Source organism: Nonomuraea sp. NPDC049714 (assembly GCF_044465295.1).
GTDB lineage: Bacteria > Actinomycetota > Actinomycetes > Streptosporangiales > Streptosporangiaceae > Nonomuraea.
Genome location: NZ_JBITLM010000002.1, coordinates 223,884 through 239,335, shown reverse-complemented (window position 1 = coordinate 239,335; position 15,452 = coordinate 223,884). Strand labels below are relative to the sequence as shown.

Genomic DNA, 15,452 nt, shown 5'->3' with positions numbered 1-15,452 from the left:
GTGAGCACGTGAAGCTGCATCACCGCCTCGACGGACCCGCTGACGGACCGCTGCTGGTCCTCGGCCCGTCACTGGGCACCACCCTGGACGTCTGGCAGCCCCAGCTGCCGGAGCTGACCGCCGGCTGGCGGGTGCTCAGGTACGACCTTCCCGGGCATGGTGACTCACCGCCGGCCGAGGGGTTCACCATCGACGACCTGGCGCGGGCCGTACTGGATCTGGTGGATGAGCCGTACTTCGCGATGGGCGGGATCTCGGTCGGCGGCGCGATCGCCGCCACCGCGGCGATCAAGGCGCCGGAGCGGGTACGCAGCCTCGTCCTGTGCTGTTCGTCGGCCCGCTTCGGCGAGCCGGGGCCGTGGCTGGGACGGGCGGCGCTGGTGCGTGGCAAGGGCGTGACCTCGCTCGCGCCCGCCCTGGCGACGCGCTGGTTCTCCGAGGGATACGACGGCGGCTGGGTGCTGGACATGCTGGGGGAGGTCGACTCCTCGTCGTACGCCGCCTGCTGTGAGGCGCTGGCCGCCTTCGACCTGAGGTCGCGCCTGCCCGAGATCGCGGCTCCCACCCTGGTCGTGGCCGGAGCCGACGATCCCGCCACTCCGATCGAGCACGCGCTGACCCTCGCCACCGGCATCCCGGGCGCGCTCCTGTCGGCGGTGCCGGGAGCGGCCCACCTGGCGAGCGTCGAGCGCGCCGACGCGGTGACGCCCGCCATCGTGCGGCACCTGTCCTCTGCGCCGTCGCGCGCGGTGAGTGCTGCTGCGGCGGGCGGCGCCGGCGCGGCGGCCGGGATGCGGACCAGGCGGGAGGTGCTCGGTGACGCGCACGTCGACCGCGCCATCGCCGCCACGACCGACTTCACCAGGGACTTCCAGAGTTTCATCACCCGCTACGCCTGGGACGAGATCTGGAACCGCCCCGGTCTGGACCGGCGGACGCGTAGTTGCGTCACGCTCACCGCCCTGGTCGCGCACGGCCACCTCAGCGAGCTCGCGATGCACGTACGCGCGGCCTTACGCAACGGGCTCACCCGGGAGGAAATCGGTGAGGTGCTGCTGCAGAGCGCCGTGTACTGCGGGGTTCCGGCGGCGAACGCCGCCTTCGGCGTGGCACAGCGCACGCTCGCGGAACTCGACGCCGAAGGGTAAAGGGGTTTTGTCATAGTTTATGGTTTAAAGGGTGAATCTCCAGGACGGCTGGGCCGCCTCACCGCTGCGATCGGTGATGGACATGCTCGGCCAAGCGCAGCTCGACCGGATGACCACCGACCCGGGCCTGGTGGCCGCGGTGGATCAGCACGCCGCGGTGTTGCGGGACGCGATCCCGCTGGACCGCGAGACCTTGGGCGACTACGTCCTGGGTTTCCTGGACGAGTTGCGCGACCGTGACTGGATGTTCTACGGCGACCTCGACGCACCCACGCTGCGGCTGACGGCGGCCTGCTGGCTCGCCAGGGAGTCGGGCTTCCTCGAAGACGGGGCCCCGGCCTGACGGACCGGCCGGCCATGACGCGAGCCGGCCGGTCCGCGGGCTCAGGGCTGCTCGTAACCCGACCGGGTGGCGCCGCCGGGCCCGGTTCCGGTGGGGCGGGTCGTCGGCTGCTCGGTCATCGAGGCGGCGTCGCCACGACCTCGCTGGTACGCCTCGGCCTGTGCCCTGGCCTGTGGCGCCTCGGCCTCGACGCGGCCTATCCACCGCTCCCACCGCTGCTGCATCGGCCGGACGAGGCCGCCCCCGATCCCGATGGCCGCGATCGCGCCGATGGTGGCGAGCACGGTGATCAGCACCGGTGTGGTGACCGCCGTGGCCACCCCGATCTGGTTCAGCGCGGCGATGATGCCGAGCGCCCAGATGAACACCTGGGCGGCGACAGCCAGCACGCGGCCGTACGAGAGCCCGCCCAGCGCGCCTCTGATGATGTCGCCGACGGCCTTGGCTATCGCCCCGGCCACGACGATGATCACGATGGCGACGATGGCGCTGGGCAGCCAGGCCACCACGCCGGTGAGCAGCGCGGAGATCGGGTTCGGCCCGAAGACGCTGAAGGCGATCTGCAGGGTGATCAGGATGATCGCGTAGTAGACGATCTTCCCGACCAGGCTGCTGGCGTCGTAGTCGCTGCGGGCCAGCCAGGTGTGCACGCCGCTGCGCTGTACCAGCCGGTCGAAGCCGACCCGCTCAAGGAGCTTGTCGACGACCTTCATCAGCACCTTCGCGATGATCCACCCGATGACGAGTATGACCAGGAACGCGAAGAACTTCGGTACGAACGTCGCAATCTGTCGCCAGGCATCCGATATGCCTTGGCCTATGTTGATGTCCACGGTTTCCTCCTCCGAGGAGCCAATGCCAACGCGCTACCCGGTCAGAAGGCCGATCACGCACAGAGCGTAATCAATGGGATGTATTTTGCATTTTCTGGACGATCGTCGTCCTAGGTGAGGACTCCGGCCCGGCGGAGGACCAGGGCGGTGTCCACTGTCCGAACGCCGGCCAGGCGCCGATCCGCCGTCGGCGAACCCGAACCCGGAAAGGGCCGCTGGTATGGCAGGGTCCTCATGAGCCTGCTGGAGGGCGCGCTCAAGGACTGAGCACAGGCGCCGATCAGCCAGAGCGCGAAAAAAGCTCGACCGGGCATCCGGTCGAGCTTCTCGCCATGCTTCGCACAGCCAGTCATTGATCACTATGGCGTGACGGCCTCTGGAATGCGCCGTGTGGTGGACGATACTGGGATTGAACCAGTGACCTCTTCCGTGTCAGGGAAGCGCTCTCCCGCTGAGCTAATCGTCCGTATTGAGTTGTGCACTCAGAGCGGAAGACGGGATTCGAACCCGCGACCCTCACCTTGGCAAGGTGATGCTCTACCACTGAGCCACTTCCGCATGGCGTCGCACTTTACTTTAGCGGATCCCGGAGGCTCCGCTGACCTTCGCCGAGGTGGAGACGGGATTTGAACCCGTGTAGACGGCTTTGCAGGCCGCTGCCTCGCCTCTCGGCCACTCCACCAGGAGATTGAACTCCGAGCGGAAGACGGGATTCGAACCCGCGACCCTCACCTTGGCAAGGTGATGCTCTACCACTGAGCCACTTCCGCGTGCTTCCGGCACTGGCCGGTCACGGGAAAACCATATCGCCTTCGCGGAGTGCCCGTGTGCACTGAGAGGTCGGTGAAGCCAAAATCAACGGATGATGCGTACGTCTTCCGCCCGGACGAACATGACCCGGTGGCCGAGCTGGATCTGGTGGTAACGCAGGTCGCCCTTGACCATGACGTGCTTGGCCGGCTTGAACGATGTCGCCGACTGGTAGGTGCCGGTCAGGGTGTGGCCGACGGTGTAGGACTGGCCCTGGCGGATGGTGTAGGGAAGCGGGACATGGCGCTGGAAAGCGACCCCCGTGCCTCGGTAGGCGGATTTTTCGGGGTACGCCCGGCCGTACACCTTGACTGTGGGTTTGATCGGGGTGACGAGCGGGCCTCGGGCCGGGACGGCGGTCGGCCGTGACCGCGGGTTGTGGAACCAGGCCTTCTGGCCGAGATACCAGATGGCCGTCCAGTCACCGCGCCGCTCGGCGACCGCGTACCGCTGGCCGGTCGAGGCGCGGGCGCTGTGGTCGTAGACGCTGTACGTGCTGGGCTTGCCCACGAGCTTGCCGATGTCGTCGATCAGCGTGGCCTTGTGCCGCGGCTCGGTGTGCAGCCACACCACCGAAGCGCCGTGCGGGGGGCACGCCTTGGCGGGCTTGGCGGACGTACAGCCGGTGAAGCGAGGCCGGTGGTCGTCGTAGGACGGCCGGATGAGCACCGACCCGCCGCCCCCGAGCTGCGCGTCCTCCCTGGACCACTGGTACGGCGCGTCCCGATCGGGCCTGGCGAACTCCTCCTCCCTCCGCGGCGTGGCCTCGCTGGACGGCGGCTCGTGCCAGGCGGGCCCGAACGAAATCTTGAACGGCGCGTCCCACAGGGTCTCCCCGATGGGAGTGCTCCACCAGGTGTGCTCGAACGACGGGTCCTGGTCGTGCGAGGGGCCGTTCGAGGGGTCGTGCGAGGGGTCGTTCGGCAGTGCGGCCTTGTCGTACGACGTGTCCCGGCCGGCGCTCCCGAGCGGCTCGCCCAGCAGGTCGAAGTAGTGGGCCCAGTCCCAGTAGGGGCCCGGGTCGTCGTGCATGTCGGGCAGGGTGTCGGGGGTGGTGCCGGGAACGTTGTCGTGGCCGAGGATGTGGGCTCGGTCGAGGGGGATGTCGTGCTTGTTCGCCAGATGGCGGACGAGCTTGGCCGAGGCCCGGTACATCGCCTCGGTGTACCAGGTGCCGCCCTTGGCCAGGTAGCCCTCGTGTTCGATGCCGATCGAGCGGCTGTTGACATCCCAGTTGCCCGCATGCCAGGCGATGTCCTTGGTCAGCACATGCTGGGCGACATGTCCGTCGTTGGAGCGGATCGTGTAGTGCCAGCTCACGTACTTCGGGTTCTTCACCAGCGCCGAGATGCCCCGGTAGGTCCCTTCTGTGTCGTGGACGATGATGTAGTCGACCTGCCGTGAATGATCAAGACGGTCGTGGTTGCCGTAGTCCTTCTTGCCGGTCCGCTTGTACGCCGCGGGCATCCACTCACAGGTCAGCGCGGGCGGACACTCGGCCGGGCTCGCCGCCCGGCGCAGCGGAGCCGGTGACCGCAGGCCGGGCTCGGCCGTCAGCCGCACCACGGAGCCGTCGTCCGTACGGCGTGATGCTCCGGCGCGGATCACCGAGAGCACCTCGTCGGCGAAGCTCCGTGACCCCGCGTACCGGATGATCGCGCCGTACCACTGGGCCGGGTCGGAGCTGGGCCGCTCCTGGAAGGAGGCGAGCAGCGCGGCGCCGCCCCTGATGTTCGCGGCCGGATCACTGCGCAACCGCGCCGAGCTCAGCCCCGTCAACCGCCCGGCCTCCTTCAACAACGCCCCACCGGAGACGGAAGGACTCCCCGCCAGGGGACTCCCCGCCCCAGGAAGTCCCGCAGTCTCCCGCTGCGAGTCGCCGGTATGGGGAGGGGAAGACGGCTGAGAGGAGTCCGAGGGGGAGTGGCGCACCGGACGGGCGCTGTCGCCGCGTGCGTCCCCGTGGGCGTGATCGCCTCCCGGCTCGCGCTCCTGGCCGGGGAGTGCGGTGAGGTCCACGAGGTGCATCGGCCCGTAGCCGCCCGCCGTGCTCGGCTCGCCGGCGTGCGCGTCCCAGCGTGACTGCAGGTAGGAGACGCCGAGCAGAACGCTCTGCGGCACCCCGTACTCCCTGGCCGCCTCGGCGAAGTCGCCCTGCCGCCCCGCGGCCTGGCCCGGCACGGCCAGGGCGCCGGCGGTGGCGGTGAGCGCGACCCAGAGCAGCATGACAACCCCCATGTAAATGTCACGAGATGAACACTCCCCGTAACCATTCCCAGAAAGGGGTGTGTCAGACGGGACGGATGTTACGCAGGAGACCAGTTGAGTTCACGGCAAACTCCTCACCCTCTCGTGGGGCTTCACCCAGGTTCGAGTGGGTAAGCGGCCGAACCTCCATGGGAGAAGTCAGAAGTGCCTTAGAGCTAAATCCTGCCCGATTTCGGGCAGGATCTTGGCATGTCCCGATCGATCTGCGTAATGTCCTCCTCTGTGTCCACGGCACGGCATCCCTACGAAGACCTCATCGCCCACCTGACCAAGACCAGCCCCCTGGGGCCTGGTGAGGCGGCACGCGTGGTGGCCGACGTGCTGTCGTACTTCTCCGAGTCGACCGAGGAGTTCGTACGGCGGCGCCACGGCGAGCTGCAGGCTCGCGGCCTCACCAACGACGAGATCTTCCCCAGGGTCGCCGCGGAGCTACGGGGCCGCCGGGTGGCGGCCCCCGAGCTTTCCCTGCGGCAGCTACGCCGGATCATCTACGGATAGGAGACCTCGGATGTGCGGAATCGTGGCGTATATCGGGCCGAAGGACGCGGCCCCCATCCTGCTCGAAGGGCTGCAGCGGCTGGAATACCGCGGTTACGACTCCGCCGGGGTCGTGGTCTCCAACAAGGGCCTCAAGCTGCGCAAGGTCAAGGGCAGGGTCGCCGACCTGGCCAAGGTGGTGCCGGCCCGGTTCAAGGGGACGCTCGGCATCGGCCACACCCGCTGGGCCACGCACGGCGTGCCGAGTGACGTGAACGCGCACCCGCACCTGTCGGCCGACGAGCGCATCGCTGTCGTGCACAACGGCATCATCGAGAACGCCGACGAGTTGCGCGCCAAGCTGAGCGCCGACGGCGTGGAGTTCGTGTCCGAGACCGACACCGAGGTGCTCGCCCACCTGGTCGCCCGGGCCGTCGACGAGAACGACTCGCTGGAGGAGGCCGTCCGCAAGTCCCTCAAGAGCGTGGTGGGGACGTACGGCATCGCGGTGATCGACGCCGAGCGGCCGGGTGAGGTCGTCGTGGCGCGCAACGGCAGCCCGATCGTGATCGGCATCGGCGAGAAGGAGATGTTCGCCGCCTCGGACGTGGCCGCGCTGGTCCGCTACACCCGCCAGGTGGTGCACCTGGAGGACGGCGAGCTGGCCGTGCTGCGCGCCGACGGCTTCCACACCTTCGCCAGCGACGCCCGCGAGACCGCCAAGGAGCCGCTGACCGTCGACTGGGACGCCGGCCACTACGACACCGGCGGCTACGAGCACTACCTGCTCAAGGAGATCTCCGAGCAGCCCGACACGGTCACCCGCACCCTGAGCGGCCGGCTCGACGAGCGTTTCAACATCGCCCACCTGGGCGGGCTGAACATGGACGCGCGCGAGACCCGCTCCTTCCGCCGGGTGAAGGTCATCGGCTGCGGCTCGGCCTACTACGCCGGCCAGATCGGCGCGCAGCTCATCGAGGAGCTGGCCCGCATCCCGGCCGACGCCGAGCCGGCCAGCGAGTTCCGCTACCGCAACCCCGTCGTCGACCAGGACACCCTCTACGTGGCGATCAGCCAGTCCGGCGAGACCTACGACACCCTGGCCGCCGTGCAGGAGCTCAAGCGCAAGGGCGGCCGGGTCATCGGCATCGTCAACGCCGTCGGCAGCGCCATCGCCCGCGAGGTCGACGGCGGCGTCTACCTGCACGCGGGGCCGGAGGTGTCGGTGGCCTCCACCAAGGCGTTCACCTCGACCGCGGTGGCGTTCGCGCTGCTGGCGCTGCACCTGGGCCGGGTGCGCGACCTGTCGCCCGCCGACGGCCGGCGCATCTGCGAGGGCCTGCGCAGGCTGCCCGACCAGATCGGGGAGATCCTCACGCAGAGCGACAAGATCGCCCAGCTGGCGCAGAAGTACGCCGGCCATGCCAGCATGATGTTCGTGGGCCGGGTGCGCGGCTATCCGGTGGCCCGCGAGGGCGCGCAGAAGCTCAAGGAGATCTCCTACGTGCACGCCGAGGCCTACCCGGCCAGCGAGCTCAAGCACGGCCCGCTCGCGCTCATCGGCCCCGAGATCCCGACGGTGGCGATCGTCCCCGACGACGAGCTGCTCGACAAGAACCTCACCACGCTCGGCGAGATCCGCGCCCGGGGCGGCAACGTCCTGATGATCGGCCACCGTGAGCCCGACGCCAAGCTGGCCGACGACGCCATCGTGGTGCCGAAGAACGAGATCGAGCTGGACCCGATCCTGCTGACCATCCCGCTTCAGCTGCTGGCCTACCACGCCGCCGTCGCGCTCGGCCGTGACGTGGACAAGCCGCGCAACCTGGCCAAGAGCGTGACCGTCGAATAGGCGGTAAGACAAGGCTTACCGTTCGGATGGGTCATAGTCGGATTCGCCCCTGTGTCCCCCTTGACACTGAGCCCATAGTGTCAGAAAGGTGTCCCAGTCCGACCCCCACACCCCCAATGTCGCCCGGATGTACGACTACCTCCTCGGCGGCAAGGACAACTACGCGGTCGATCGTGAGGCCATTGACAGGCTGACGGATCTGATCCCGGAGGCGCTGCCGCTGGCCCGCGCCAGCCGCGGCTTCCTCCAGCGGGCGGTCCGTTACGTCGCGCAGGAAGGCGTGGAGCAGTTCCTCGACCTCGGCAGCGGCCTGCCCACGCAGGGCAACGTGCACGAGGTGGCACCGCACGCCGTGGTCGTCTACGTCGACCAGGACCCGATCGTGGCGGCGCACGCGCGTGCGCTGCTGCGGGGGGAGGACAGGGCGGTCTTCGTGGAGGCCGACCTGCTCGACCTCGACCGGATTCTGGCGGGAGCCAGCGGCCTTCTCGACCTGAACGAGCCGGTCGCGGTCCTGATGGTGTCGATGCTGCACTCCTTCCCAGCGGGCCGCGATCCCGATGGCCTGGTGGCCCGCCTGCGCGAGGCGGTGGCGCCGGGCAGCTATCTGGCGCTCACGCACGCCACCTCCAGCAGCCGGCAGGAGGGCGAGGCGTCCACCGACCGCAGCCCGGAGGAGATCCGTGCCTTCTTCGGCGACTTCGAGCTGGTGCCTCCGGGTCTGGTGCAGGCGGCCGACTGGCGTCCTGACCGGCCCCGGCTGGTGGGCGGCCCGCTGCTGCCCTCGTACGTGCTGGCGGGTCTGGCCCGGAAACCGCAGGACCCCGATGTGTAACTCTGCGTTATGTGACAATAACGTGAAGTAGGGGACTCGGGGGGTGCGTCATGCGGCGAAGACGGTTTCTCGCAGGCGGACTGGGGGCGGCCGCCTGCCTGGCCGGCTGCGGCACCCAGCGCCACGTCCCGGGAGCGAACGGCGGGCGGCCGTACACGATCGTCGCGGGGGGAGCGCGGTGGCGGCCGGTGACGCGGGCGTTCGTCGCGGCGGTGCGCGAGGCCGGGTTCCCGGTGGCCGGGCCGGGACAGGCCGTCCGGCTCACCGTCACCGGGCTGCCGGCGCTCGCCGCGGCCGAGCTCAACGACGGGCTGACGCTGGCCGAGACCGCGACGCCGCTGGCCCGGCTGGCGGGCGAGGTCGAGGTCGTGCTCGTGCCCGCCGACTCCCGCTTCAGGACCTTCGCCGACTTCGGCGCGCACCTGCTCGCCCACACCGGCCGGACGCCCCTGGCCGGCGGCCCCCTGGGGGAGCCCGACCACCTGCTGTTCGGGCTGATCGCCAAGGGGGTCGGCGCCGACATCCGGCAGGTCGACTACACCGGCTACCAGAGCAGCGCGGAGGCCGCCACCGCGCTGTTCGCGGGCCGGGCCGAGGCGGTCGTCGGCACGCTCGCCGACTGGCGCCCCCACATCGATCAGGAGCGGGTACGAGTGCTCGCCGTGTCGTGCGCCAAGCGCTTCCCCGGGCTGGACGCGCCGAGCCTGCTGGAGAGCGGCGTGCGCGTCGACTTCGCCAACTGGTGCGCCGTCGTCGGGCCGGCCGCCATGCAGGACGAGGCCCGCGCCTCGGCCGTCGGCATGTGCGAGGAGGTGACGGGGTCCGCGGCCTGGCGGCGGGCCTGCCGTACCGGAGGATGGGCGCCGATCCCGCTGGCGGGCGAGGAGTTCGTGCAGTGGCTGGCCTCGGAGGTGCGGCGGACCAAGGCAGTGATGCGCGACCTCGGGCTCTTGGGAGCGCGCTGAGGCACAAGATGCTGGGGCAGTTGCGGAAACTGCCACTAGATGTAGGATCCTGCTCGTCGCTGGTTCGCCTCCTGGAGGCGGAGCAAAAGGGAACCCGGTGCGATTCCGGGGCTGCCCCGCAGCGGTGAGCGGGAACGACCGCCGTCACGTGCACTGGAGAGATCTGGGAAGCGACGGCCAGTAGGAGGATGACAGGCGCCCGCAAGCCCGAAGACCTGCCGGTGATGTGAATGTCCAGGGCCTCGAGGGAGGGTCCGGGGGCGTCCGCGGCCGGCGTTCGAGGCGAGCCGCAGTGCTCTCGCGTGCCCTCATCGAGGATGAGCTCGCGAGGAGAGAGCACGTGACACAGATCGTTGAGGCCGATCGGCGGCTGGCCATCGAGGAAGCCGCCGCCCGGGTGATCACCGACCCGGCCAACTCCCGGGTGGCCGCCCGGCTGCTCGCCGAGGAGATCGCCGACGAGGCCGCCCGGCACGGGGTGCGCTCGTTCTCCGAATCCGTGGCCGCCACCCACGCCGCCGGGCTGGTCCAGGACGCGCTCGCGGCGTTCGTCGCGGCCAACGCCGCCGAGCTGGACGCGCTGATCCGCGAGGAAGCCGACGAGCGCTTCGAGTACTTCGGGCTCCGCACGGTCTACGACCGCTACCTGCTGCGCCACCCGGACACGCGGGCGGTGCTGGAGCGGCCGCAGCACTTCTTCCTGCGGGTGGCGTGCGGGCTCTCCACGACGGTCGCCGAGGCCGCCGAGCTCTACGCCCTGATGTCCACCCTGTCCTACCTGCCGAGCTCGCCGACGCTGTTCAACTCCGGCTCACGGCGGCCCCAGCTCTCCTCCTGCTTCCTGCTCGACTCACCCCGCGACGAGCTGGAGGCGATCTATGACCGGTACGGTCAGGTGGCCCGACTGTCGAAGTACGCCGGCGGCATCGGCATCTCCTGGACCCGGGTCCGCTCGCGCGGCTCGCTGATCAAGGGCACCAACGGGCACTCCAACGGCATCGTGCCCTGGCTGCGCACCCTGGACTCCTCGGTGGCCGCGGTCAACCAGGGCGGCCGCCGCAAGGGCGCGGCCTGCGTCTACCTGGAGACCTGGCACGCCGACATCGAGGAGTTCCTGGAGCTGCGGGACAACACCGGCGAGGACGCCCGCCGCACCCACAACCTCAACCTGGCCAACTGGGTGCCGGACGAGTTCATGCGCCGGGTGGAGGCGGACGAGCCCTGGTCGCTGTTCGACCCGAAGCAGGTGCCCGACCTCACCGACCTGTACGGCGAGGCGTTCACCCGCGCCTACCGGGCCTACGAGGCCGACGGGCGATTCGTTCGTCAGATCCCCGCCCGGACCCTCTACGGCCGCATGATGCGCACGCTGGCGCAGACCGGCAACGGCTGGATGACGTTCAAGGACGCGGCCAACCGCACCTCCAACCAGACGGCCCGTCCCGAGAACGTCATCCACCTGTCGAACCTGTGCACCGAGATCCTGGAGGTCACCAGCGACGCCGAGACCGCGGTGTGCAACCTCGGCTCCATCAACCTCGCCGCCCACCTGCGCGAGGGGGACGGGATCGACTGGGACAGGCTGCGCTCGACCGTACGCACCGCCGTGCGCTTCCTCGACGCCACCATCGACCTCGGGTTCTACCCGACGCCCGAGGCCGAAGCGGCCAACCGGCGGTGGCGGCCGATCGGGCTGGGCGTGATGGGCCTGGCGGATGTGTTCTTCACGCTGCGGCTGCCGTTCGACTCGCCCGAGGCGCTCGCGCTGTCGACCCGCATCGCCGAGGAGATCGCGCTGGCCGCCTACGACACCTCCGCCGACCTGGCCGCCGAGCGCGGCAGGCACCCGTCCTACGACGACACCCGGGCCGCCGGGGGAGTGCTGCACCCCGACCACTACGACGCCGCCACCTCGCCGCGCTGGGACGCGGTGCGCGCCAAGATCGCCGCCTCCGGCCTGCGCAACTCCCTCATGCTCGCCATCGCGCCGACGGCCACGATCGCCTCCATCGCCGGCTGCTACGAGTGCATCGAGCCGCAGGTGTCCAACGTCTTCAAGCGCGAGACGCTTTCCGGCGAGTTCCTCCAGGTCAACCGCTATCTGGTGGCCGACCTCCAGGCACGCGGGCAGTGGACCCAGCAGGTGCGCGACGACCTCAAGCGGGCCGACGGCTCGGTCCAGAACGTGCCCGGCGTCCCCGACGATCTCAAAACGCTCTACCGCACGGCCTGGGAGCTGCCGCAGAAGGCCCTGATCGACCTGGCGGCGGCACGGCAGCCGTACATCGACCAGTCGCAGTCGCTCAACCTCTTCATGGCCGAACCGACCATCGGCAAGCTGTCGTCGATGTACGCCTACGCGTGGAAGAGCGGCCTGAAGACCACCTACTACCTGCGCTCCCGCCCGGCCACCCGGATCGCGCAGACCACCATTCAGCGGGCCGCCCCGGACGTCTGCTCCCTGGAGAACCCGGAAACCTGCGAAGCCTGCCAGTAGATCCCTTGTCTGTACGGAGAACTCCCCATGCTGCTTGACCCCGGAATGGACCTCACCCTGCGCCCGATGCGCTACCCGGACTTCTACGAGCGCTACCGGGCCGCGATCCGCAACACCTGGACGGTCGAGGAGGTCGACCTGCACACCGACCTCGCCGACCTGGCCAGGATGACGCCCCAGGAACGCCACCTGATCAACCGGCTCGTCGCCTTCTTCGCCACCGGCGACTCCATCGTGGCCAACAACCTCGTGCTCAACCTCTACCAGCACGTCAACGCCCCCGAGGCGCGCCTGTACCTGAGCAGGCAACTGTACGAGGAGGCCGTCCACGTGCAGTTCTACCTCACACTGCTGGACACCTACCTGCCCGATCCGGACGAGCGGGTCAAGGCGTTCGCCGCCATCGAGCACATCCCGTCCATCCGCGACAAGGCCGAGTTCTGCTTCAGGTGGATCGACTCCATCAACGGGATCCAGCGCCTGGAGACCCCTGGCGAGCGCAAGCAGTTCCTGCTCAACGTCATCTGCTTCGCCGCCTGCATCGAGGGCCTGTTCTTCTACGGCGCGTTCGCCTACGTCTACTGGTTCCGCTCCCGGGGGCTGCTCAGCGGGCTCGCCACCGGGACGAACTGGGTGTTCCGCGACGAGTCCATGCACATGGAGTTCGCCTTCAGCGTCGTGGACACCGTACGGGCCGAGGAGCCCGAGCTGTTCGACGACGAGCTGAGCGAGCAGGTGACCCGGATGATCGAGGAGGCCGTCGAGGCGGAGCTGGCCTTCGCCGGCGACCTGTGCGGCGACGGTATGCCGGGGATGAGCGTCGGGCAGATGCGTGCCTACCTGGAGTACGTCGCCGACCAGCGCCTGGCCAGGCTCGGCCTGCCCGCCAGATACGGTACCGCCAACCCGTTCGCGTTCATGGAGCTGCAGGACGTTCAGGAACTGGCCAACTTCTTCGAACGGCGTGTTTCCGCTTACCAGGTGGCTGTTGAGGGCAATGTGAGCTTTGATGAGACGTTCTAGATAATTTGGTGGGATATTTCGGGAGGTTGTGAAGGTGACGTCGACGGCTCACTGGCTGATCCTGGCCGTGTCCGTGGCTGGAGCGATCCTGCTGGTGGAACTGGCCAGACGGGCGCTGACCAGAGCCGGGCGCAAGTGGGACCTGGCCCGCCACCTGGTGGAGCGCTGCGCCTGGCCGGCCTTCGCGGTGGCCGCGACGCTGTCGTTCAACCTGGTGTTCGAGCCGTCGATGATCGGCGTGTCGCGGGAAGACCTGGCCGTCGGCGCCGTGATCGAGCGCGTGGTCGGACTCGTCTCGATCGTGGGGCTCACCTGGCTGATCATCCAGGCCAGCTACGCTCTCACGGACCTCGTCATGGACCGCCTGGTCCAGGTCGAGGGGGAGCGCAACCGGCGGGCCCGGCGGATCATGACGCAGATCGGGCTGGTCCGACGGGTCGCCACCGCGGTCGTCATCGTGGTGGCCTTCGGCGTCATGCTGTTCTCCTTCCCCCAGGTACAGGCGCTGGGAGCCGGGCTGCTCGCCTCCGCCGGCATCGCGGGCGCCATCATCGGCATCGCCGCGCAGCCGACACTCGGCAACATGGTCGCCGGCCTGCAACTCGCCTTCAGCGACGCGCTCCGGCTGGACGACGTGGTCGTGGTGGAGGAGGAATGGGGCAGGATCGAGGAGCTCACGCTCACCTACGTGGTGCTGCGACTGTGGGACGAGCGTCGGCTGGTCCTGCCCGTCTCCTACTTCACCCAGAACCCGTTCGAGAACTGGACCAGGCACGGCAGCCGGGTGATCGCGGCGGTCTACCTGAGAGTCGACTGGGCGGTGCCGGTCGACAAGCTCCGCGAGGAGCTCTACCGCTTCATCCAGGGCAACCCGCTCTGGGACCAGAAGGACTGGACGCTCCAGGTCACCGACGTGCTGCCGAACGGCCTGGTGGAGCTGCGCGGCCTGATGAGCGCCGCGGACTCGGCGTCCGCCTGGGACCTCAAGTGCGACGTACGCGAGCACCTCGTCACCTACATCAGGGAGAACTACCCCGACGCGCTGCCCCGCTTCCGCATCGAGACGCCCGAGACCCGCGCCGGGGCGTCGTGGCGCAGCGGCGCACGCGAGTGAGTTTTATTCGGTGGCACCCGGGGCGATCACCGGGCTACCGTGGACATCGTCCAGCAAGAACAGCGTCCAGCAAGAACAGCGAAGGAAGGAGGGCGACGGTGCGCGAGCTGAAGGCACTTCGACCGTCCCCTCTGGGGGCGGGACCGGCCTCCTGGTGATCTGAGACGGACACCAGGACGGCCGCCCGGGGCGATCCCCGAGGCGGCTTTTTCATGCCTTCATGTACGACCGAGTGTGGGGCAGCTTGGTAGCCCGCCTGCCTTGGGAGCAGGAGCACCGCAGGTTCGAATCCTGCCACTCGGACGACGGCCCTGAAAGAAGAGGGCCGCGGGTTCGGCCTGGCCGGTGGGAATGGCGCCCCCCGGCCGGACACGAGCCCTCGCCCCGGGCGCGGCCCACGCCAGCCCGGCCCGGGGCCCAAGCCGCTCTGGCCCAACTGGCGCGCCGCCCTCAGGAGGCGGAGGTTCGGGTTCGACTCCCCGGGGCGGCATCCGGATGATCAGGTGTCGTCGCGCCCAGCGTGGCGTGCGGGGCGCGCTCGAAGGCCCTCCGTATAGTGATGGACCGATGACACTTCGTGATCACGGGGGGAATATCATGAGAGGTACCCTTATCGCTGCGGGCGGGGCTGCGTTCGCCGCTGCCGCGCTGGTCGGTGGCCTGGCGGGCCCGGCCACCGCGGACATCGAAGACCGCCACAGGAGCCACGGCTGCGACATGCAGACGAAGGAGGTCAAGACCTGGATGCACATCCACGGTCACAAGATCTCGCTCGGGACGCGTGACGCCAGCGCCTGCAAGGGCGACGGCCGCCCGCACGGCCACGACTACGGCAGCTGGGCACTCAACTACGCGCTCGACGGCGAGAGCTGGCGCCTCGACGACTGAGCATCGGGCCGTTCGGCCTGGCCGGTCCCGGGAGCTCGCGACGAGCCCCGGGGCCGGCCTTTCGCGCGCTCATTGGCCGGCCGCCCAGACGGCCTGGAACGCCGCCTCGCTGATCTCCGTCAGGTCCCAGATCTCCAGCGCCTGGTCGGTGAGGAAGCCGTGTTCGTCCTGCAGGTGCCGCCACCAGTAGAGATGAACACCCCGCTCGGCGTCGATCTCGATCTGCCGGATCGCCCAGTGCTCGCCGTCGCCCTCGACGGTCTCGAACAGCCACACCCCGCCGTCGCCGTCATCCCCGCGCCAGTGGCGGCGGGGCAGCTCCGACTCGCTGAGCTCACGGATCCGGGGTTGGCGAAGATCTGGCAGCACGGCACCACTCTAGGCCCGTCCGGCAGCGGT

13 protein-coding genes, 6 tRNA genes and 1 riboswitch are annotated in these 15,452 nt (G+C 69.3%); of the genes, 12 read left to right on the top strand and 7 right to left on the bottom strand.

Annotated elements, in window-relative coordinates; genetic code table 11:
* Window positions 1-8: 8 nt before the first annotated feature.
* Together pcaC and ACIBQX_RS08035 are read left to right on the top strand one after the other, a co-directional pair.
* Window positions 9-1,148, top strand: coding sequence for a 4-carboxymuconolactone decarboxylase (gene pcaC / locus ACIBQX_RS08040; RefSeq protein ID WP_397001912.1), 1,140 nt, complete (start codon window positions 9-11; stop codon window positions 1,146-1,148).
* Between the two features lie 31 nt (window positions 1,149-1,179).
* Entirely contained in the window at window positions 1,180-1,491 is a 312-nt protein-coding gene (locus ACIBQX_RS08035) for a DUF6401 family natural product biosynthesis protein (RefSeq protein ID WP_397001910.1), read from the top strand.
* Window positions 1,492-1,532: 41 nt separating this feature from the next.
* On the opposite strand, the gene ACIBQX_RS08030 is transcribed toward ACIBQX_RS08035, so the two are convergent.
* The 6 genes from ACIBQX_RS08030 to ACIBQX_RS08005 form a co-directional block, all read right to left on the bottom strand.
* Window positions 1,533-2,324, bottom strand: a complete 792-nt coding sequence (locus ACIBQX_RS08030; protein ID WP_397001908.1) for a hypothetical protein — start codon at window positions 2,322-2,324, stop codon at window positions 1,533-1,535.
* Window positions 2,325-2,715: 391 nt separating this feature from the next.
* Window positions 2,716-2,790, bottom strand: a tRNA-Val gene (locus ACIBQX_RS08025).
* Window positions 2,791-2,810: 20 nt separating this feature from the next.
* Window positions 2,811-2,882, bottom strand: a tRNA-Gly gene (locus ACIBQX_RS08020).
* 53 nt (window positions 2,883-2,935) lie between these two features.
* Window positions 2,936-3,006 (bottom strand) — tRNA-Cys (locus ACIBQX_RS08015).
* Between the two features lie 16 nt (window positions 3,007-3,022).
* Window positions 3,023-3,094 (bottom strand) — tRNA-Gly (locus tag ACIBQX_RS08010).
* A gap of 85 nt (window positions 3,095-3,179) precedes the next feature.
* Entirely contained in the window at window positions 3,180-5,360 is a 2,181-nt protein-coding gene (locus ACIBQX_RS08005) for an N-acetylmuramoyl-L-alanine amidase (protein ID WP_397001906.1), read from the bottom strand.
* A gap of 252 nt (window positions 5,361-5,612) precedes the next feature.
* On the opposite strand from ACIBQX_RS08005, the gene ACIBQX_RS08000 reads away from it, so the two are divergent.
* The 10 genes from ACIBQX_RS08000 (at window position 5,613) to ACIBQX_RS07955 (ending at window position 15,053) form a co-directional block, all read left to right on the top strand.
* Window positions 5,613-5,900 carry a hypothetical protein gene (locus tag ACIBQX_RS08000; RefSeq protein WP_397003821.1) on the top strand — a complete coding sequence of 96 codons (288 nt, stop codon included), beginning with the start codon at window positions 5,613-5,615 and terminating at the stop codon, window positions 5,898-5,900.
* 22 nt (window positions 5,901-5,922) lie between these two features.
* Window positions 5,923-7,731 carry a glutamine--fructose-6-phosphate transaminase (isomerizing) gene (gene glmS / locus ACIBQX_RS07995; RefSeq protein WP_397001904.1) on the top strand — a complete coding sequence of 603 codons (1,809 nt, stop codon included), beginning with the start codon at window positions 5,923-5,925 and terminating at the stop codon, window positions 7,729-7,731.
* Between the two features lie 88 nt (window positions 7,732-7,819).
* Window positions 7,820-8,566, top strand: coding sequence for an SAM-dependent methyltransferase (locus tag ACIBQX_RS07990; protein WP_397001902.1), 747 nt, complete (start codon window positions 7,820-7,822; stop codon window positions 8,564-8,566).
* A 50-nt stretch (window positions 8,567-8,616) separates the two neighbouring features.
* Window positions 8,617-9,531 (top strand): Bug family tripartite tricarboxylate transporter substrate binding protein, encoded by a 915-nt coding sequence (locus ACIBQX_RS07985; protein WP_397001900.1) that lies wholly within the window; start codon window positions 8,617-8,619, stop codon window positions 9,529-9,531.
* A 43-nt stretch (window positions 9,532-9,574) separates the two neighbouring features.
* Window positions 9,575-9,769, top strand: a riboswitch (cobalamin riboswitch).
* Between the two features lie 102 nt (window positions 9,770-9,871).
* On the top strand, window positions 9,872-12,028 hold the full coding sequence (locus ACIBQX_RS07980) for a ribonucleoside-diphosphate reductase subunit alpha (protein WP_397001898.1): 2,157 nt from the start codon (window positions 9,872-9,874) through the stop codon (window positions 12,026-12,028).
* A 27-nt stretch (window positions 12,029-12,055) separates the two neighbouring features.
* Entirely contained in the window at window positions 12,056-13,051 is a 996-nt protein-coding gene (locus ACIBQX_RS07975; RefSeq protein WP_397001896.1) for a ribonucleotide-diphosphate reductase subunit beta, read from the top strand.
* A 34-nt stretch (window positions 13,052-13,085) separates the two neighbouring features.
* Window positions 13,086-14,165 (top strand): mechanosensitive ion channel family protein, encoded by a 1,080-nt coding sequence (locus ACIBQX_RS07970; RefSeq protein WP_397001894.1) that lies wholly within the window; start codon window positions 13,086-13,088, stop codon window positions 14,163-14,165.
* A 228-nt stretch (window positions 14,166-14,393) separates the two neighbouring features.
* Window positions 14,394-14,468, top strand: a tRNA-Pro gene (locus ACIBQX_RS07965).
* A gap of 118 nt (window positions 14,469-14,586) precedes the next feature.
* Window positions 14,587-14,655, top strand: a tRNA-Leu gene (locus ACIBQX_RS07960).
* A gap of 107 nt (window positions 14,656-14,762) precedes the next feature.
* Window positions 14,763-15,053: a hypothetical protein gene (locus tag ACIBQX_RS07955; protein ID WP_397001892.1), complete on the top strand. Its 291-nt coding sequence runs from the start codon at window positions 14,763-14,765 to the stop codon at window positions 15,051-15,053.
* Between the two features lie 69 nt (window positions 15,054-15,122).
* On the opposite strand, the gene ACIBQX_RS07950 is transcribed toward ACIBQX_RS07955, so the two are convergent.
* Complete coding sequence (locus ACIBQX_RS07950) at window positions 15,123-15,422, bottom strand: hypothetical protein (protein ID WP_397001890.1); 300 nt, start codon at window positions 15,420-15,422, stop codon at window positions 15,123-15,125.
* Window positions 15,423-15,452: the final 30 nt, after the last annotated feature.